This is a genomic window from Acidovorax sp. FG60 (assembly GCF_057808995.1).
Map to the genome: position 1 here is coordinate 48,602 of NZ_JBMDJC010000022.1, position 18,345 is coordinate 66,946.

Genomic DNA, 18,345 nt, shown 5'->3' on the forward strand with positions numbered 1-18,345 from the left:
ACTGCCCTGCATGCGCACCAAGCCCACCCTGTCCACCAAGCTCCTGGCCATGGGCGCGGGTTTTTTGCTGGTGGCGCTGGCCTCCATCAGCCTCACGCTGTGGGTAACCTGGAAGCTCGAAGGCGGCGCCGCCGCAGTCAACGAGGCCGGCCGCCTGCGCATGAACATGCTGCGCATGGTGCTGGTGCTGCAGACCGAACCCACCGAGGCGGTGCAAGAGCGTGCCCGCCTGTTCGATGCCAGCCTGGACCTGCTGCGCACGGGCGACCCCTCACGCCCGCTGTTTGTGCCCTGGAGCGACGAGACCCGCTCGCGCTTCGAGGCCATACGCACCCAGTGGGCCCAGGCGCGCAGCGGCTGGGTGACCACGTTGCCCCCCGATCGCGCGCAGACCTTGGCGCAAGCCGATGCGTTTGTGCAGCAGGTCGATGGTTTTGTGGATGCCATCGAGATCCAGATTGCGGGCTGGACGGCGGCGCTGCACCTGTTCCAGCTGTTCATGATGGCGCTGGCCATTGTTGCCGCCGTGACCTTCATGGCCGCAAGCTATCTGCTGGTCATCAACCCCGTGGCGCGCCTGCAGCAGGCCCAGGCCCGGCTGCGCCAGGGCGAGCTCGGCACCCGCCTGCCGGTGGATACGGATGACGAGTTCGGCCAGCTGTCGGCGGGCTTCAACCTCATGGCGCACGCATTGCAGGCATCGCACGACGACCTGGAACACAAGGTGGTGGAGAAAACCGCAAGCATCGCCGTGCAGAACCAGCGCCTCGCCGCGTTGTATGAGGTGAGCGCGCTGGCTTCTACCGCCAGCAGCCTGGAGCTGCTGGCCCAAGGCTTTGTGCAGCAGATCCGGCGCGTGGCCGGGGCCGATGCTGCGGCGGTGCGCTGGTCCAACGAGGCCAATGAACGTTATGTGCTGCTGGCCGGTGACGGCCTGCCCCGCACCATGGCCGAGGGCGAGCACTGCCTGCACACCGGCACCTGCCTGTGCGGCCAGCCCCAGGCCCAGGCGCGCACGCGGGTAATTCCCATCACGCCATCAACCACCGTCGCCTTGCCACATTGCCGCGAGGCGGGTTTTGAAACCATGGTGACCATCCCGGTGCAGATGCAGCAGCGCTTGCTGGGTGAGGTGGACCTGTTCTTCCGCTCGCCCATTGAGCTGACCGACGAACTGCGCGATTTGCTAGAAGCCATGACGCGCCACCTGGCCAGCGCCATGGAAGGCCTGCGCGCCACAGCCCTGGAGCGCGAAGCCGCCGTGGCCGAAGAGCGCAGCATGCTGGCGCGCGAGCTGCACGACTCCATCGCCCAGTCGCTGGCCTTCCTCAAGATCCAGACGCAGTTGCTGCGCGACGCCGTGAACCGTGGCGACGAGGCCAAACGCGACCGCAGCATCAGCGAGCTGGATGTCGGCGTGCGCGAGTGTTATTCCGACGTGCGCGAGCTGCTCGTGCACTTTCGCACCCGCACCAACGACGAGGATATTGAATCGGCCCTGCGCGCCACGCTGTCCAAGTTCGAGCACCAGACCGGCATGGCCACCACGCTGGGCATGGTGGGCCATGGCCTGCCGCTGGCGCCCGATTTGCAGATCCAGGTGCTGCACATGGTGCAGGAAGCGTTGTCGAACGTGCGCAAGCATTCGGGCGCCACGCGGGTGGACCTGCTCGTGCACCGGCATCCGCGCTGGCGCTTTGAGGTGCAGGACAACGGCAAGGGCTTCGACGTGGCCACCGTGCCGCCCGATTCGCTACATGTGGGCCTGGGCATCATGCGCGAGCGTGCCCACCGCGTGGGTGCCGTGCTGCAGGTTGAATCCACCCCGGGCCAGGGCACCCGCGTGTGCATCGAGCTGCCCACGGTGACTGCTGCCACCACCATGCCCTCCCAGTCTGCACCTCCGTCCGCAGCGGCCATAGCCCCCCAAGGCGCGGTTTCTGGCGAAGAACTCACACCCGCCATGGCCGCAGGCCGGGTGGCCACCACCGCATGACCATCACCACCGCCATCCCCTTGGCCCCCCCCGCCGGTGTGAGCCACCAACCCCCCGCAGAGCCGCCTGTGACGCTGCTGGTGGTGGACGACCACACGCTCTTCCGCAGGGGGCTCATTGCACTGTTGGGGCAGGACGCGGGCCTGCTCGTGGTGGGCGAGGCGGGCGATGCCGCCGAGGCCCTGCGCCTGGCGCCGCAGCTGTTGCCCCAGGTGATCCTGCTGGACAACCACCTGCCCGGCGTGATGGGCGTGGACGCCATCCGGGGCCTGCGCGAAGTCTCGCCCGCCTCGCGCGTGCTCATGCTCACCGTCAGCGAAGACGGGCAGGACCTGGCCGCCGCACTGCGCAACGGCGCGCAGGGCTACCTGCTCAAGACCATCGACGGCGATCTTTTGGCCCAGGCCATCCGCCGCGCGGCCCGGGGCGAGCCCGTGGTGAGCCCCGAACTCATGGGCAAACTGGTGGCCGCGTTCCAGTCGCAAGGGGTGGCTGAAGCGGCAGCGCTCATCGCCCCAGCCGGGCCTGCCGGGGCGGGTGCGTCCACGCAGCCGCCCGAGGCTGCCAACAACGGCGCCGCGCCCCTGTCCCCTCGTGAGGAAGACGTGCTGCGCGAGATCGCGCGCGGTGCCAGCAACAAGGAAATCGCGCGCACACTCGACATCGCCGAGACCACGGTCAAGATCCATGTGCAGCACATCCTGCGCAAGCTGGGCCTGAGTTCGCGCGTGCAGGCGGCGGTCTACGCATCGGACCGCCAGCGCTAGTGTGCAACACCACACTAGGAGTAGCGCGGCAGTGCAACCGCCGTGGTCGGCCAGGGATTTGCCGTTGACCACCCTGCGCGCGAGCCGGTGCACCTGCACAAGCGCGCCCTGCGCGAGGCCCGGCGCATGAAGCCGTCACGCCCGCTACATCGCAAATCGCACATAGCGCGTCGCCCATAGCGCATAGGGCCTGTCGTCATGCAACCCCTGGGGGTGGGGCGCAGCGCGGGGGAACTTCATAGACTTCTTTCCAGTGTTCTACCTGCCACTGGCCAACGGCCGCATTGCTGAGGAAGCCTTTGATCTCCCCCGAACAAATCCATCTGGTTCGCCAGAGCTTTGCGCAGGTTGCTCCTGTCGCCTCGAAGGCGGGTGCGCTGTTCTACGCCAAGCTGTTCGCCCGCGATCCCGCTATCAGCGGGCTGTTCGCCTCGTCCGACATGAACGAACAGGCGCGCAAGCTGCTGGACATGATCGGCAGCGCCGTGCGCATGCTCGGCCAACCCGAGCAGCTGGACGCCGCACTGCGCGCACTTGGCAAACGGCACGCGGGCTATGGCGTCGAGGCCGCGCACTACGACACGGTGGGCGCGGCGCTGCTCGACACACTGGCCGAAGCACTTGGAGGCGCCTTCAACCCCGCCACGCGCGAGGCATGGGGTGCCTTATATGCCCACGTGGGCACCACCATGCGGGCGGGGGCCGCAGGGGCGTAGCGTTGCAGCGTGGGCGGTTTGCTTGCCCAGGTGACCGATCCTTGTCTGGTTGCACGCCCCGGGGCATGATGCTTTTGTCAGCACCCGGTGCCGGGGCGCTGGCCCCCATCGATACAGGAGCAACAACGCATGAAAATCACCTCCTTGCGCCGCTTCGGCGCAGCCGCAAGCCTGGCAGCAGTCTCCCTTGCTACCGTCTTCGCCTCTGTCACTGCCATGGCCGACACCACCAAGCCGCTGCTGTTCAAGATCGTTACGGTCAAGGACGATGTCATCGTTGCCGTGCCGCCGGACGAGGCCGGTGCCCCGCGCCCCGAAGCCGCCGCCATTGGCCAGGCCCTGGCCGCCAAAGGCGCGCTCACCTTCTGGCAATACGCCACACGCAAGGCAGCCGACGGCGCACTGGAAATGGCCCCCCGGGCCAAGATCAGCGTGCTGGCGCACGACAGCCTGCGCGTTGAGCCCTACACACCAGCGGTGCGGGTTGTGCCGGTGCCGTAGTGGCGCTTAACTGGCCTAGGAGTGTGGGCAGCAGAAGGAGCACCGGCTGCGACGCGCGATAAACCGGTCTCGCGCGGTACTACCTCCTGCGCCCAGGGGCCCGCCCTGGGCTTGTGGGCAGCACCACGCGGTCCTCGGTTTTCGCACGTTTCGCTTCGATGCCTTCTGCCGCCCACACTCCTAGCTGGACCTGCCCTGATCGGGCTGAAAAGCCGAAGGGAGCGAAGCCCGGGTGTTTCTTCATGAAGCCCCTTTTGACCGGGCTCTTACCCTCGCCCCACCGGAGGCTCCTCAACGGGGCGCCAGCAGACGGGCTTGCAGCTCCTGCCGGTTTTGCACCCCCAGCCGCGTGTAAATCTGGCGGCGGTGGTAGGTGGCGGTGTTGGCACTGATCCCCATGCGTTCGGCAATCTGCGCCTCGGGCAAGCCCCGCGCCAGCCAATAGGCCAGCTCGTGCTGGCGCTGCGGCAGCCCCAGCGCGCGCAGGCTGAACCAGCCGCTGGCGTTGTGCAGGTCCAGCTGGGGCAACGCAGGCGCAGGGGCACTGCGGCTGTCACTATGGCGCCCCGCAAAATGCAGGCGCTGCAGCAGCGCCTGCAGCGCCGGGGGCAGCTCAGAGCGGCGGTGCCAGCTGGGACCAAAGGCCTGCGCCAGCAGCTGATTGGATTTTTGTGACGTCCACAGCAACCTCCCCTGGGGCGTGGTCACCAGCATGGCACTGTCATGCACCACGCTGTCCTGCGTGTCCAGCTCCCCGGGCTGCAGAATCCGCGCCAGCCACGGCTCCAGCCGCCCGAGCATCGTCAAGTCTCGCACCCCAAAGCGCGACGAAGCCATGCTGCGGTACAGCTTGATCGTGCCCAGACCCTCGCCCTGAGGCGTGCGCAGCACCAGGCTCAGGCAATCAAACACTTCCGCAGGCAGAAGCGTCAGGTTGTAGAAATCGCTGCGCAGCAACTCGCTGACGGGCACGGCCAAAAGTTGCTCCAGCACTTGTGGTCCATGGTCAAAGCGCACGGCCTCTGCAAATTGATGGCCGCTGCGGCGCATCACTTGGCGCTCACTGGCCATCACTTCTGGCTCGAAGTACATGTGGATCGTGGCGCTTCCGACGGATGGCTCCAGATACGCATCCATCCCCCCACTGCCACCCGGATAGAAGTACGCGCCCGAGTCAAAGCCAATGAGGTAGTGCAGCTCGTGCAATACGGATTCAATGAGCTGGGGCCCGTTGAAATCAAGACAAGCCATCTGCTGCAGGCGCGCAATGGCCCGCTGCTGAACGCGGGTGAGAGGCATGAATGGGGTGGAGGTTTTTGCTGCAGCGCATTAGTGCAATGCGTGTGCCACAACGTACCACATCGAATGTGTCGTTGCCCAACCCCTGGGGGTGGGGCGCAGCGCAGAGGCGCTCCATAGACTGCGTTGCAGCCTAGCCATCCTCTACTGCTAGCTTCTGTGCTCTCGATGGGATAGCACACCTAGAAGCCAGCCCACTTGATCGCGTCATGAAAAAAACCTGCGTTTTCCTTGCCCCGGCCTGCCACAAGGAATTTTGTTCGGGCGCGCGGGCGGCTGGGGCTGTGAGGCACCACGGGCGCACTTGCTCGTCAAAAGATAGCTGATAGCGCTTGCTAGATAAGCGCTAGAGCCGTTGTTTCAAATCTGCTGATGGACTCTCCCATGAAAAAATATCTTGCACTCTTGGCTACAGTCCTTCTCCATACCGGTGCCTGGGCTACCACTTACACCTTCACCGGGCCCCTCTACAACAACCCAAGTCTGTTCACGGCTCCGTGTGCCACACCCACCTGCGAAAACTTCACCACGGCCATGCAGCAGACGGGAAGCTTCACCACTGCGGCACCCTTGGCCTCCAACTTGGCCAGTGCAAATATCGCAGCCTTGATCCAGTCGTATTCCTTCAACGATGGCATCACGCAGTACGACAGTGCGGACCCCGAGACCCGGCTGGCGTATGCATTCGTTTCGACCGATCCGGTGGGCAACATCGTGAACGAGAACATTGGGTTGAGCCGCTGGCAGTCAGTGAACCATGGCGTCAATGACCGCCTCAACTCTATGTCGGTCAACATTCTCAGCAATTCCAATGTGTACTGCCAGCAAACGGGCGGTCTAGGTACCTGCGTTCTTGTGAACGGAGACGCTTCTACCAGCACTGCCTTTGCGCACATCGGCAGTGGCGGGTGGCAGACATCGGTGTCCCCGGTGCCGACGGCCCCTACCATCACCAGTGCCATACCGCCCGGTGGCACGGTGGGCGTCCCCTACCACTTCAAGGTGGTGGCCACGGGCACGGCTCCCCTGGCCTTCACCGACGCGGGAACCCTTCCGCCGGGGCTTGTCATCGACACCAACACGGGCGCTGTCACCGGCACGCCCACCAGTGCGGTCAGCCAAAGTGTGACTATCACGGCCAATAACGGCGTGATGCCCAGCGCAGCGCAGACGTTCACGATGGCCATCGCACCAGCCGCCGCAGGCGTAACGGCTGTGCCCACGCTGGGCGAATGGGGCCTGCTGCTGATGGCCTGCCTAATGGGTGGCGCAGGCTGGTGGCAGGTGCGGCGCCGCACCGCATCGCGTTGGCCTGCGGCATGAAAACGTACGCACACCTTCGGCTGCGGGGGAAGCACCGCCAGCCCTGCGCTGCTGGGTAGCAGATCGCCACGTGTCTGCTAGGCGGCGCACGGCCCTGCTGGCTCAAAATGCTACAAAAAATATAGCTTTCAGCACTTGTCAAATAAGCGCTGAAGGCTATTTTCATCAAAAAAACGCATCGGCTACTTCACTCACTTGGCGAAAAACACAATGAAAAAATACCTTGTATTCCTGGCTGCGGCCCTTTTGCAGGCAGGCGCCTGGGCTGTCACTTATACCTATACAGGCCCTGCCTACAACGCTTCTGAACTGCACAACTTCACGGCTTGCCCGCCGGGCATGGGCAATTGCGGGGGCTATACAACGGCAATGGCACAGACAGGCTCTTTCACCACGGTCGTTCCGTTGCCTGCGAATCTCAATAACCAAGACATTGCGGCGCAGGTCACCTCGTTTTCCTTCTCCGACGGTCTGACCGTTTACGCCAGCGGCGACCCGCAGGTGACGCTCCACAGCATATCGGCCACGACCACTGGAGGAGGGCTTCAACTCACTGTGGTGCTGCTGCGCTGGCAAACGCCTGGACCCCATGCGGCGGGAGATCATCTTGATTATTTGTTGGTGGGTGAAGGCGGGCAGCACAACGCGGTGTGCAGCAATGTTGAGTCGATTCCGCTGGGGGACAAATGCTATGCCTCTAGTGCGGGAGGCGTGTTTTCCAGTTGGCGCGATGAGAGTGCTACCGACGGCACCTGGACCGTCACAGGCCTTCCGCCCGTGGCCGCCAACGCAGTTCCCACACTGGGCGAATGGGGCCTGTTGCTGCTGGCGTTGGTGATGATCAGCGTGGGCTGGATGACGATGAGCCGCCGCCGCATGTGAGTGCCGCGCTATTGGGCGCTGGGCGGAGTCAGCGCCTTTCTCAGATTTCCTACGGATCTTCGGCCCTTGGGCCGCTCCATGGCGGGCAAGCGCAGCCTGATCAGGTGGGGTAGGCATCCAAGCGCCATCCCGGGGCTGCAGGGGCTGCCCGGGGGGCATAGTTCTTTCGAGCGATAGACCCAAGCCGCGCACTAGTCCTTCTGCCGCCCCTCGTGCTGGTCGAGCGAAGGATGTGCAAAGGTCGCCACAAACGCGACCATTCCTCTCATGCAAAAAGAGAGGAACCGCGCAATGGCACATACCCCTTTGCCCCCGGGCGACAGCCCACAGCGCACCCGCCAGGCCTGGTCGGTGCTGATCGTCAGCACCTTCGCTTTCACGGTCTGTTTCATGGTGTGGATGATGTTCGGCGTCATCGGCATCCCTATCAAGAAGATGCTGAACCTGAACTCCACGCAGTTCGGGTTGCTCATGTCCATGCCTGTGCTCACGGGCTCGCTGGTTCGGGTGCCGTTGGGAATCTGGACCGACAAGTTCGGCGGCCGCATCGTGATGGCCGCCGTGATGGCCACCACCGTGCCCGCCATCTGGCTGATGGGCTACGCCACGGAATACTGGCACTTCCTGACCATCGGCCTGTTTGTGGGCCTGGCGGGGGGCTCGTTCTCGGTGGGCACGCCCTATGTGGCGCGCTGGTTCCCCAAGCACCGCCAGGGCACTGCCATGGGTGTGTATGGCGCGGGCAACTCGGGCGCGGCGGTGAACAAGTTCGTCGCACCGGTGCTGCTGGTGGCATTTGGCTGGACCATGGTGCCGCAGGTGTATGCGGCCATCATGCTCGGCACGCTGGTGCTGTTCTGGTTGTTCAGCTACAGCGACCCGGCCCACCTGGTGCCCAGCAACGTCAAGTTCACCGACCAGCTCAAGGCGCTCAAGGACCCCAAGGTGCTCAAGTACTGCCAGTACTACAGCATTGTGTTTGGCGGCTATGTGGCACTGTCGCTGTGGATGGTGCAGTACTACGTGGGCGAGTTTGGCCTCGACATTCGCGTGGCGGCACTGCTGGCCGCGTGCTTCTCGCTGCCCGGTGGTGTGCTGCGCGCCATCGGCGGCATGCTCTCTGACAAGTACGGCGCCCACAGCGTGACCTGGTGGGTGATGTGGGTGAGCTGGATCTGCCTGTTTTTGCTGAGCTACCCGCAGACCGACTTCACCATCGTCACCGTCAACGGCCCCAAGACCTTTCACATCGGCCTGAATGTGTACCTGTTCACGGGCCTCATGTTCCTGCTGGGCATTGCCTGGGCCTTTGGCAAGGCCAGTGTCTTCAAGTACATCAGCGACGACTACCCCCAGAACATCGGTGCCATCAGCGGCATTGTGGGCCTGGCCGGTGGCATGGGCGGCTTCATCCTGCCCATCCTGTTCGGCGCGCTGATGGACCTCACCGGCATCCGCTCCAGCGCTTTCATGCTGATGTACGGCGTGGTGTGGGTCTCGCTCATCTGGATGTACTTCACCGAAGTGCGCCGCACCGATCTGATGGCCACGCAGGCAGCACCGGCTGCTGCGGCTGGCCGCTGAACTTCCACTTTCCAAGGAAACACCATGTCTGCCACACCCGCCAGTAGGCGCCAGGGGCGTCTGCTCACCCTCTGGGCTCCTGAGGACAAATCGTTCTGGGAGCGCGAAGGCGAAGCCATCGCCAAGCTCAACCTGTGGATCTCGGTGCCCGCGCTGTTCCTGGCCTTTGCCATCTGGCAGGTCTGGAGCGTGGTTGCCGTGAGCCTGCCGGGCCTGGGCTTCAAGTATTCGACCAACCAGCTGTTCTGGCTGGCCGCAGCGCCCGCGCTTTCGGGCGCCACGCTGCGCATCTTTTATTCATTCATGGTGCCGCTGGTGGGTGGGCGCCGCTGGACGGCGATCTCCACCGCCAGCTTGCTGATCCCTGCGATTGGCATCGGCTTTGCGGTGCAAGACAACACCACGACCTATCCCACCATGCTCATCCTGGCGCTGCTGTGCGGCCTGGGCGGCGGCAACTTCAGCTCCAGCATGGCCAACATCAGTTTCTTCTTTCCGAAGGAGCGCAAGGGCTCAGCGCTGGGCGTGAATGCAGGCCTGGGTAACTTGGGCGTTTCGGTGGTGCAGTTTCTGAGCCCGCTGGTCGTCACGGCAGGCATCTTCGGCATCTTTGGTGGCGAAGGCCAGACCATCGTCAAGAACGGCCAGACCGTGCAGGTGTGGACGCAGAACGCCGCCTTCATCTGGGTGCCATGGATTGCGCTGACGGCGCTGGCCGCCTGGTTCGGCATGAACGACATTGCCGATGCCAAGGCCTCCTTTGCCGCGCAGGCCGCCATCTTCAAGCGCAAGCACAACTGGCTGATGTGCGTGTTGTACCTCGGCACCTTCGGCTCGTTCATCGGCTATGCAGCGGGCTTTCCGCTGCTCATCAAGAGCCAGTTCCCTGGCATCAACCCGCTGGCCTATGCCTGGCTGGGCCCGCTGGTGGGCGCCGTGATCCGCCCCTTTGGTGGCTGGCTGGCCGACAAGCTCGGTGGTGCGCGTGTCACGCTGTGGAATTTCATCGTCATGGCCGTGGCCGTGATGGGTGTGACGTTCTTCCTGCCCTCCGGTGGCCCTGGCGGCAACGAAGGCCAGTTTGCAGGTTTCTTCGTGTGCTTCCTGGTGCTGTTCCTCACCACCGGCATCGGCAACGGCTCGACCTTCCGCATGATCCCCGTGATCTTCCTGACCGAAGCCATGCGCGGCGTGGACAAGCACAACGCCGCCGCTGTGGCCAGCGCCAACAAGGAGGGCAACACCCTGGGCGCGGCTACGCTGGGCTTCACCGCCGCCATGGCCGCCTACGGCGGGTTCTTTATCCCCAAGAGCTATGGCAGCTCCATCGCGCTGACCGGCAGCCCCCACGCTGCACTGTGGACGTTCTTCGCCTTCTATCTCGTTTGCATCGTGATCACCTGGTGGACCTACGCACGCAAGCACGCCGAGATGCCTTGCTAGTCAACCCCAGAACAGAAATCAGAAAAGGAGCCCTTCGATGAGCCATTTCCTCGATCGCCTTTCGTACTTCTCGCAGCCCCGCGAGACCTTTGCCCAAGGCCATGGCGAAACCAACGGTGAAGACCGCACCTGGGAAGACGCCTACCGCGACCGCTGGGCGCACGACAAGATCGTGCGCAGCACCCACGGCGTGAACTGCACTGGCTCCTGTTCGTGGAAGATCTACGTCAAGGGCGGCATCGTGACCTGGGAAACCCAGCAAACCGACTACCCCCGCACCCGCCCTGATCTGCCCAACCATGAGCCCCGTGGCTGCGCACGCGGCGCCAGCTACAGCTGGTACCTGTACAGCGCCAACCGCGTGAAGTACCCCATGGTGCGTGGCCGCCTGCTCAAGCACTGGCGCGCCGCCATCGCCCTGGCCAAGAGCCCTGTGGACGCCTGGGCCAGCATCGTTGAGAACGATGCCTCCAAGCGCGAATGGCAAAAGCAGCGCGGCCTGGGCGGCTTTGTGCGCAGCACCTGGGAAGAAGTCAACCAGATGATCGCTGCGGCCAACGTGTACACCATCAAGAAGCACGGGCCCGACCGCATCATTGGCTTCTCCCCCATCCCGGCGATGTCGATGATTTCGTACGCTGCAGGCAGCCGCTACCTCAGCCTGATGGGCGGCGTGTGCATGAGTTTTTACGACTGGTACTGCGATCTGCCCCCCAGCAGCCCGCAGACCTGGGGCGAGCAGACCGACGTGCCCGAGTCGGCCGACTGGTACAACAGCTCGTACATCATTGCCTGGGGCTCCAATGTGCCCCAGACGCGCACGCCCGATGCGCACTTTTTGACCGAGGTGCGCTACAAGGGCACCAAGGTGGTGTCCATCACGCCCGACTACTCCGAAGTCGCCAAGCTGGGCGATCTGTGGATGCACCCCAAGCAGGGCACCGACGCCGCCGTAGCCATGGCCATGGGCCATGTGATCCTCAACGAGTTCTACTTCAAGGACGGTGGCAAGGGCCGCAGTGCGTACTTTGACGACTACGCGCGCCGCTACACCGACCTGCCGCTGTTGGTGGTGCTCAAGGAAAAGACGCTGCCCGATGGCCGCACGGTGATGGTGCCCGACCGTTATGTGCGCGCCAGCGACTTCCCCGGCCAGCTCGACCAGTCGAACAACCCCGACTGGAAGACTGTGGGCTACGACGAGCTGGGCCAGGTCACGCTGCCCAATGGTTCCATCGGCTTTCGCTGGGGGGCGGACGGCCGCCCCGACCAGGGCCTGTGGAACCTGGAGAACAAGGAAGCACGCACCGGCAACACCGTCAAGCTCAAGCTGTCGGTGATCGAAGATGGCGAGCAGGCCCACGACATTGCCGATGTCGCCTTCCCGTACTTTGGCGGAGTGGCAACGCCCAACTTCACGGCCAACGAACAAGGTGGCGACGTGATGGTGCGCCGCGTGCCGGTGTCCCACCTGGAGTTAGCCGGGCACGAAGCCCAGGGCCGCGTGATGGTGGCCACCGTGTTCGACCTGTTGGCGGGCAACTACGGCATTGACCGAGGCCTACCGGGCGAAGAGCCTGGTGGCGGTTACGACGCCGACCGCCCCTACACCCCCGCTTGGCAAGAGGCCATCACCGGCGTGCCGCGCGAGCAGATCATCACCGTGGCGCGCCAGTTTGCCGACAACGCGCACAAGACCCAGGGCAAGTCCATGGTGATCATCGGCGCGGCCATGAACCACTGGTACCACAGTGACATGAATTACCGGGGCATCATCAACATGCTGATGCTGTGCGGCTGTATTGGCCAAAGCGGTGGCGGCTGGGCGCACTATGTGGGCCAGGAAAAGCTGCGCCCACAGACGGGCTGGACGGCGCTGGCCTTTGCGCTGGACTGGATCCGCCCACCCCGCCAGATGAACAGCACGAGTTTCTTCTACGCTCACACCGACCAGTGGCGCTACGAGAAGCTGGGCATGGAGGAAATCCTCTCGCCCCTGGCTGACAAGAAGGCCTACCACGGCGCGCAGATCGACTACAACGTGCGCGCCGAGCGCATGGGCTGGCTGCCATCAGCGCCCCAGCTCAAGACCAACCCCATGCAGGTGGCCAAGGATGCCGCTGCAGCGGGAATGGACGCGAAGGATTACGTCGTCAAGTCTCTGAAGGACGGCACGCTCACGATGAGCTGCGAGGACCCGGACCATCCGTCCAACTGGCCGCGCAACATGTTCGTGTGGCGCTCCAACATCCTGGGCTCGTCGGGCAAGGGGCATGAATACTTCCTCAAGCACCTGCTAGGCACCACCCACGGCGTGCAGGGCAAGGACCTGGGCAAAGACGAAGCCAAGCCTGAGGAAGTGCAGTGGCACACCAACGCACCCGAAGGCAAGCTGGACCTGCTGGTCACGCTCGACTTCCGCATGAGCACGACCTGCCTGTATTCGGACATCGTGCTGCCCACGGCCACCTGGTATGAGAAGAACGACCTCAATACCAGCGACATGCACCCCTTCATCCACCCGCTGTCCACGGCGGTGGACCCTGCCTGGCAGGCCAAGAGCGACTGGGAGATCTACAAGGGCTTCGCCAAGGCCGTGAGCGAGGTCAGCGTGGGTCACCTGGGCGTGGAAAAGGACGTGGTGCTCACGCCCATCATGCACGACACGGCGGGTGAAATGGCCCAGCCCTACGGCGTGCGCGACTGGAAGCGGGGCGAGTGCGAACTCATCCCCGGCAAGACGGCGCCGCAGGTCACCGTGGTCGAGCGCGACTACCCCAACCTCTACAAGCGCTTCACCGCCCTGGGCCCCTTGATGGACAAGGCAGGCAACGGCGGCAAGGGCATCGGCTGGAACACGCAGACCGAAGTCGGCCAACTGGGTGACCTGAACGGCCGTGTGAAGGAAGAGGGCGTGACGCAAGGCATGCCCCGCATCGTGACCGACATCGACGCCACCGAAGTGGTGATGATGCTGGCCCCCGAAACCAACGGCCACGTGGCCTGCAAGGCTTGGGAGGCACTGGGCAAGCAGACGGGGCGCGACCACGTGCACCTCGCGCTGCACCGCGAAGACGAGAAGATCCGCTTCCGCGACATCCAGGCGCAGCCGCGCAAGATCATCAGCTCGCCCACCTGGTCGGGCCTGGAAAGCGAAAAGGTCAGCTACAACGCCGGCTACACCAACGTGCACGAGTACATCCCATGGCGCACCCTCACGGGCCGCCAGCAGTTCTACCAAGACCACCCGTGGATGCGTGACTTTGGCGAAGGCTTTGTGAGCTACCGCCCACCGGTACACCTCAAGACGCTGGAAGAAGTCGAAGGCAAGAAGCCCAATGGCAACCGCGAGATCGCGCTGAATTTCATCACGCCGCACCAGAAGTGGGGCATCCACAGCACGTACAGCGACAACCTGATGATGCTCACGCTCAACCGGGGTGGCTCGGTGGTGTGGCTGAGCGAGGACGACGCGAAGGTCGCTGGCATCGTGGACAACGACTGGGTCGAACTCTTCAACGCCAACGGTGCCATTGCAGCCCGTGCGGTGGTGAGCCAGCGTGTAAACCCCGGCATGGTGATGATGTACCACTCGCAAGAGAAGATCATCAACACCCCCGGCTCCGAGATCACCGGCACCCGTGGCGGTATCCACAACTCGGTCACGCGCATCGTGCTCAAGCCCACCCACATGATTGGCGGCTATGCGCAGTTGAGCTACGGCTTCAACTACTACGGAACCATTGGTACCAACCGCGACGAGTTCGTGCTGGTGCGCAAGATGGACCGCGTGGACTGGCTCGACGACGAGCCCGTGTCCAGCACGGCAGCCCACGCCTGAAGCCGAAGACAAGGAGAAACACGATGAAAATTCGCGCACAAATCGGCATGGTGCTGAACCTGGACAAGTGCATTGGTTGCCACACCTGTTCCGTCACCTGCAAGAACGTCTGGACGAGCCGCCCCGGGGTGGAATACGCCTGGTTCAACAACGTCGAAACCAAGCCCGGCATCGGCTATCCCAAGGAGTGGGAAAACCAGGACAAGTGGAACGGCGGCTGGGTGCGCAACCCTGACGGCTCCATCGCCCCCCGTCAGGGCGGCAAGTGGAAGCTGCTCATGCGCATCTTCGCCAACCCCAACCTGCCGCAGATCGACGACTACTACGAGCCCTTCACGTTCGACTACGACCACCTGCAGTCGGCGCCTGAAACGAAGGCCGCACCCACGGCCCGCCCGCGCAGCCTGATCACCGGCAAGCGCATGGAGAAGATCGAGTGGGGCCCGAATTGGGAAGAAATCCTGGGCGGCGAGTTCAGCAAGCGCAGCAAGGACAAGAACTTCGACGATGTGCAAAAGGACATCTACGGCCAGTTCGAAAACACCTTCATGATGTACCTGCCGCGCCTGTGCGAGCACTGCCTGAACCCGGCGTGCGTGGCATCGTGCCCCTCGGGCTCGATCTACAAGCGCGAGGAAGACGGCATCGTGCTGATCGACCAGGACAAGTGCCGTGGCTGGCGCATGTGCGTCAGCGGTTGCCCTTACAAGAAGATCTATTACAACTGGCAGTCGGGCAAGGCCGAGAAGTGCATCTTCTGCTACCCGCGCATCGAAGCAGGCCAGCCCACCGTGTGCTCGGAAACCTGCGTGGGCCGCATCCGCTACCTGGGTGTGCTGCTGTATGACGCAGACCGCATCCAGGAAGCTGCCAGCGTGGAGCGCGACCGCGACCTGTACCAGGCGCAGCTCGACATCTTCCTGGACCCGAACGACCCGGACGTGATCAAGCAAGCCCGCATCGACGGCATCCCGGACAGCTGGATGGACGCCGCGCGCAACAGCCCCGTCTACAAGATGGCCGTGCAATGGAAGGTGGCCCTGCCACTGCACCCCGAGTACCGCACGCTGCCCATGGTTTGGTATGTGCCACCGCTCTCGCCCATCACGGCCGCTGCCAACGCGGGCCATGTGGGCGTGAATGGCGATATCCCCGATGTGTCTCAGCTGCGCATCCCCGTGCAGTACCTGGCCAACCTGCTCACCGCTGGCGATACCGGCCCTGTGGTGCGGGCGCTGGAGCGCATGCTGGCCATGCGCACCTACCAGCGCGACAAGCACGTGGAGCAGCGCCAGAACCTGGCCGTGCTCAAGCAGGCCGGCCTGTCGATGGCCGAGGTCGAGGAGATGTACCACGTGATGGCAATTGCCAATTACGAGGACCGCTTCGTCATCCCGTCGGCCCACCGCGAATACGCCGAAAACGCGTTCGACATCCGGGGCGGCTGCGGCTTCTCGTTTGGCAACGGGTGCTCGGATGGCGCCACCGAGACCAGCATGTTCGGTGGCAAGAAGCCCCGCACGATCCCGATCAAGGCCACGGTCTGATTGCACACAGGAAGGAATCACCATGTTCAAGAAGAACCCGACCTCCGTGCGCCTGACCTTGCGCGCTCTGGGCTACCTGCTGAGCTACCCCGATGCGCAGTTGCGCAGCGTGATGCCGCAGCTCATCGACGCGCTGCAGGCCGAGCAAGCCCTGACGGCTGATCGCATGGATGAGCTGAAGGCAGTGTGCGAGCACCTGGCTGCACTCGACCCGCTGGAAGCCGAAGCCCGCTACGTGGGCAACTTCGACCGGGGCCGCCAGACCTCGCTGCACCTGTTCGAGCATGTGCACGGCGACTCGCGCGACCGGGGGCCTGCGCTCATCGATCTGCTGCAGACCTACGACAAAGCAGGCCTGAAGTTTGAAGCCGAAGAGCTGCCCGATCACCTGCCGGTGGTGCTGGAGTTCGCCTCCACCCAGCCGCCCGAAGTGGCCAAGGAGTTCCTGGGCGAAATGGCCCACATCCTGAACGCGCTGTTCAGTGCGCTGGTGGCAAGAAGCAGCCCCTATGCCAGCGTGATTGCTGCGGTGCTCGAAGTGTCGGGCCAGCGCGTGCAGTCGGTGGCGCTCACGCCCGAGCCGCCCATGGACGAGGTCTGGGCCGAGCCCGAAGCGTTTGGCGGTTGCAGCACCCAGGGCCAGGCCAAGCCTGACCAGCCGCAGCCTCTGCATTTTGTTCGTACCCCCCGCACCGAGCGGGCACCAGAAGGAGTCTCCGTATGACCGCCTGGCTTGACACCCTCTTGTTTGGCATCTATCCCTACATTTGCCTGGCCGTCTTTTTCATTGGCAGTTGGGCGCGGTTTGACCGCGACCAGTACACCTGGAAAAGCGATTCGTCGCAGCTGCTGCGCACCGGCAGCCTGCGCTGGGGCAGCAACCTGTTCCATATCGGTGTGCTGTTCCTGTTCTTTGGCCATACCGTGGGTATGCTCACGCCGCACTTCCTGTACGAAGGCTTTATCACTGCAGGTGCCAAGCAGATCATGGCGATGGTGACGGGCGGTATCGCGGGCGTGCTGGGCTTCATTGGCCTGTCCATCCTGCTGCACCGGCGCCTGTCGGATGACCGCATCCGCGCCACGTCCAAGACCAGCGACATCCTGATCCTGGTGCTGCTGTGGCTGCAGCTGGCGCTGGGCTTGGCCACCATTCCGCTGTCGGCGCAGCATCTGGACGGCTCCATGATGATGAAGCTGGCCGAGTGGGGTCAGCGCGTGGTGACCTTCCGCAGCGGCGGCGTCGAGCTGCTGGCCGAAGCGGGTTGGATCTTCAAGGCCCACATGTTCCTGGGCATGACGATCTTCCTGGTTTTCCCGTTCACCCGGCTGGTGCATGTATGGAGCGGCTTTGGCACGCTGGCCTATGTGCTGCGCCCCTACCAGGTGGTGCGTGCGCGCCGCCTGAACCTGCCACCCGGCCACACGCAGTCGCAAGACCGCCGTGGTGTTTGAGTTCGTATCGCATAAGGAGCACACCATGAGCGGATGTGGAACCGGTAGCTGCGGTTGCAGCACCAGTGCAACGAGTCAGAGCGCCCCCCAAAGCGTGCTTTCCCCCGAGCAAACGGCCGCTTACGAAGCGCTGTCTGCCACGGTAGGGGCGACTGTCATGGCAGACACGCCCGCCATGGCGGCCCCTCAGCCCACGGGGCTGGCCCCGGTGGCGCGCATCAACGGCGTGGCATTGAATTCAACGGCCGACTGGCTGGATGACGAAGCCTTGCGCCAGCGTGCCTGCACTGAACTGTTGCGCCAAGCGGCCCAGCAGGCGGGTTTGCTTTCAGCAGACGATGTGCCCGGCGTCGAGGGAGCTATCAGCACCGAGGCCTCCAACGCCATCGAGCAGCTGCTGGAGCGAGAGCTACCCATCCCCGACCCATCGGAAGAAGCCTGCCGCCGCTACCACGACGCCCACCCTGCGGCACACGCCCAGGGCGAGCGGGCCCAGCTGCGCCACGTGCTTTTTGCCGTGACGCCGGGCGTGGATGTGAAGCAACTGCGCCTGCGTGCCGAGGCCATGTTGATTGACTTGCGCTGTGCAGACGATGGTGGCGCCAAGTTTGCCGAGGCGGCTGCGCAGTGGTCCAACTGCCCCAGCGGCCAGCAAGGCGGCGACCTGGGCTGGCTCACCCGCGCCGACTGTGCCCCCGAATTCGCCCGCGAGGTGTTTGGCAGCGCCGAGATCGGTGTGCTGGCACGCCTGGTACACAGCCGGTTTGGCCTGCATGTGGTGGAGGTGGTGGCGCGCGACCCCGGGCAGCAGCCTTCGTTCGAAGAGGTGCGCCAGGCCATCGCCCTCACGCTGCGCCAGCAGGCCTGGGTGAACGCATTGAGGCAGTACCTGCAATTGCTGGCGGGCGCTGCCGTGGTGGAGGGCGTGGCACTGGACGCGGCCGATTCTCCGCTTGTACAGTAGTCGCATTGCACGCCATCTGATCGCGCC

General features: G+C 64.1%; 14 protein-coding genes. 13 read left to right on the top strand and 1 reads right to left on the bottom strand.

The window, feature by feature from the left end:
* Window positions 1-10: 10 nt before the first annotated feature.
* From ACODS0_RS23615 to ACODS0_RS23630, 4 genes are all read left to right on the top strand, one after another.
* Window positions 11-1,996 carry a type IV pili methyl-accepting chemotaxis transducer N-terminal domain-containing protein gene (locus ACODS0_RS23615; RefSeq protein ID WP_488837510.1) on the top strand — a complete coding sequence of 662 codons (1,986 nt, stop codon included), beginning with the start codon at window positions 11-13 and terminating at the stop codon, window positions 1,994-1,996.
* Window positions 1,993-2,763 (top strand): response regulator, encoded by a 771-nt coding sequence (locus tag ACODS0_RS23620; protein WP_488837512.1) that lies wholly within the window; start codon window positions 1,993-1,995, stop codon window positions 2,761-2,763. Before ACODS0_RS23615 ends, ACODS0_RS23620 begins: the two co-directional genes overlap by 4 nt.
* Window positions 2,764-3,062: 299 nt before the next feature.
* Window positions 3,063-3,479, top strand: coding sequence for a globin family protein (locus tag ACODS0_RS23625; RefSeq protein WP_488837514.1), 417 nt, complete (start codon window positions 3,063-3,065; stop codon window positions 3,477-3,479).
* Between the two features lie 129 nt (window positions 3,480-3,608).
* Window positions 3,609-3,980 (top strand): hypothetical protein, encoded by a 372-nt coding sequence (locus ACODS0_RS23630; protein WP_488837516.1) that lies wholly within the window; start codon window positions 3,609-3,611, stop codon window positions 3,978-3,980.
* A gap of 291 nt (window positions 3,981-4,271) precedes the next feature.
* On the opposite strand, the gene ACODS0_RS23635 is transcribed toward ACODS0_RS23630, so the two are convergent.
* The gene (locus ACODS0_RS23635; protein WP_488837518.1) at window positions 4,272-5,279 is read right to left on the bottom strand and encodes a helix-turn-helix transcriptional regulator; all 1,008 of its coding nucleotides are present in this window, start codon (window positions 5,277-5,279) and stop codon (window positions 4,272-4,274) included.
* Window positions 5,280-5,663: 384 nt separating this feature from the next.
* Between ACODS0_RS23635 and ACODS0_RS23640 the strand changes: the two genes are divergently transcribed.
* The 9 genes from ACODS0_RS23640 to ACODS0_RS23680 all read left to right on the top strand — a co-directional run bounded on the left by ACODS0_RS23640 (window position 5,664) and on the right by ACODS0_RS23680 (window position 18,318).
* On the top strand, window positions 5,664-6,602 hold the full coding sequence (locus tag ACODS0_RS23640) for an IPTL-CTERM sorting domain-containing protein (RefSeq protein WP_488837520.1): 939 nt from the start codon (window positions 5,664-5,666) through the stop codon (window positions 6,600-6,602).
* A gap of 210 nt (window positions 6,603-6,812) precedes the next feature.
* Window positions 6,813-7,484, top strand: coding sequence for an IPTL-CTERM sorting domain-containing protein (locus ACODS0_RS23645; RefSeq protein WP_488837522.1), 672 nt, complete (start codon window positions 6,813-6,815; stop codon window positions 7,482-7,484).
* Window positions 7,485-7,775: 291 nt separating this feature from the next.
* Complete coding sequence (locus ACODS0_RS23650; RefSeq protein WP_055398425.1) at window positions 7,776-9,068, top strand: MFS transporter; 1,293 nt, start codon at window positions 7,776-7,778, stop codon at window positions 9,066-9,068.
* 24 nt (window positions 9,069-9,092) lie between these two features.
* Window positions 9,093-10,511, top strand: coding sequence for an MFS transporter (locus ACODS0_RS23655; RefSeq protein ID WP_055398426.1), 1,419 nt, complete (start codon window positions 9,093-9,095; stop codon window positions 10,509-10,511).
* 37 nt (window positions 10,512-10,548) lie between these two features.
* Window positions 10,549-14,352, top strand: coding sequence for a nitrate reductase subunit alpha (locus tag ACODS0_RS23660; RefSeq protein ID WP_488837525.1), 3,804 nt, complete (start codon window positions 10,549-10,551; stop codon window positions 14,350-14,352).
* A 23-nt stretch (window positions 14,353-14,375) separates the two neighbouring features.
* The gene (gene narH, locus ACODS0_RS23665) at window positions 14,376-15,899 is read left to right on the top strand and encodes a nitrate reductase subunit beta (protein WP_121422051.1); all 1,524 of its coding nucleotides are present in this window, start codon (window positions 14,376-14,378) and stop codon (window positions 15,897-15,899) included.
* 22 nt (window positions 15,900-15,921) lie between these two features.
* The gene (gene narJ, locus ACODS0_RS23670; protein WP_488837527.1) at window positions 15,922-16,623 is read left to right on the top strand and encodes a nitrate reductase molybdenum cofactor assembly chaperone; all 702 of its coding nucleotides are present in this window, start codon (window positions 15,922-15,924) and stop codon (window positions 16,621-16,623) included.
* Complete coding sequence (gene narI, locus ACODS0_RS23675) at window positions 16,620-17,354, top strand: respiratory nitrate reductase subunit gamma (RefSeq protein WP_055398430.1); 735 nt, start codon at window positions 16,620-16,622, stop codon at window positions 17,352-17,354. The genes narJ and narI overlap by 4 nt, the downstream gene beginning before the upstream one ends.
* 157 nt (window positions 17,355-17,511) lie before the next feature.
* Entirely contained in the window at window positions 17,512-18,318 is an 807-nt protein-coding gene (locus tag ACODS0_RS23680) for a peptidylprolyl isomerase (RefSeq protein ID WP_121422053.1), read from the top strand.
* The last annotated feature ends 27 nt before the right edge of the window (window positions 18,319-18,345 follow it).

What these genes read in the sequence shown, in the direction of transcription:
- ACODS0_RS23650 (WP_055398425.1), top strand. Translation starts at nt 7,776, where the DNA reads ATGGCACATACCCCTTTGCCCCCGGGCGACAGCCCACAGCGCACCCGC.
- narJ (WP_488837527.1), top strand. Translation starts at nt 15,922, where the DNA reads ATGTTCAAGAAGAACCCGACCTCCGTGCGCCTGACCTTGCGCGCTCTG.
- ACODS0_RS23615 (WP_488837510.1), top strand. Translation starts at nt 11, where the DNA reads ATGCGCACCAAGCCCACCCTGTCCACCAAGCTCCTGGCCATGGGCGCG.
- ACODS0_RS23620 (WP_488837512.1), top strand. Translation starts at nt 1,993, where the DNA reads ATGACCATCACCACCGCCATCCCCTTGGCCCCCCCCGCCGGTGTGAGC.
- ACODS0_RS23640 (WP_488837520.1), top strand. Translation starts at nt 5,664, where the DNA reads ATGAAAAAATATCTTGCACTCTTGGCTACAGTCCTTCTCCATACCGGT.
- ACODS0_RS23680 (WP_121422053.1), top strand. Translation starts at nt 17,512, where the DNA reads ATGGCAGACACGCCCGCCATGGCGGCCCCTCAGCCCACGGGGCTGGCC.
- narH (WP_121422051.1), top strand. Translation starts at nt 14,376, where the DNA reads ATGAAAATTCGCGCACAAATCGGCATGGTGCTGAACCTGGACAAGTGC.
- ACODS0_RS23645 (WP_488837522.1), top strand. Translation starts at nt 6,813, where the DNA reads ATGAAAAAATACCTTGTATTCCTGGCTGCGGCCCTTTTGCAGGCAGGC.
- narI (WP_055398430.1), top strand. Translation starts at nt 16,620, where the DNA reads ATGACCGCCTGGCTTGACACCCTCTTGTTTGGCATCTATCCCTACATT.
- ACODS0_RS23635 (WP_488837518.1), bottom strand. Translation starts at nt 5,279, where the DNA reads ATGCCTCTCACCCGCGTTCAGCAGCGGGCCATTGCGCGCCTGCAGCAG.
- ACODS0_RS23660 (WP_488837525.1), top strand. Translation starts at nt 10,549, where the DNA reads ATGAGCCATTTCCTCGATCGCCTTTCGTACTTCTCGCAGCCCCGCGAG.
- ACODS0_RS23655 (WP_055398426.1), top strand. Translation starts at nt 9,093, where the DNA reads ATGTCTGCCACACCCGCCAGTAGGCGCCAGGGGCGTCTGCTCACCCTC.
- ACODS0_RS23630 (WP_488837516.1), top strand. Translation starts at nt 3,609, where the DNA reads ATGAAAATCACCTCCTTGCGCCGCTTCGGCGCAGCCGCAAGCCTGGCA.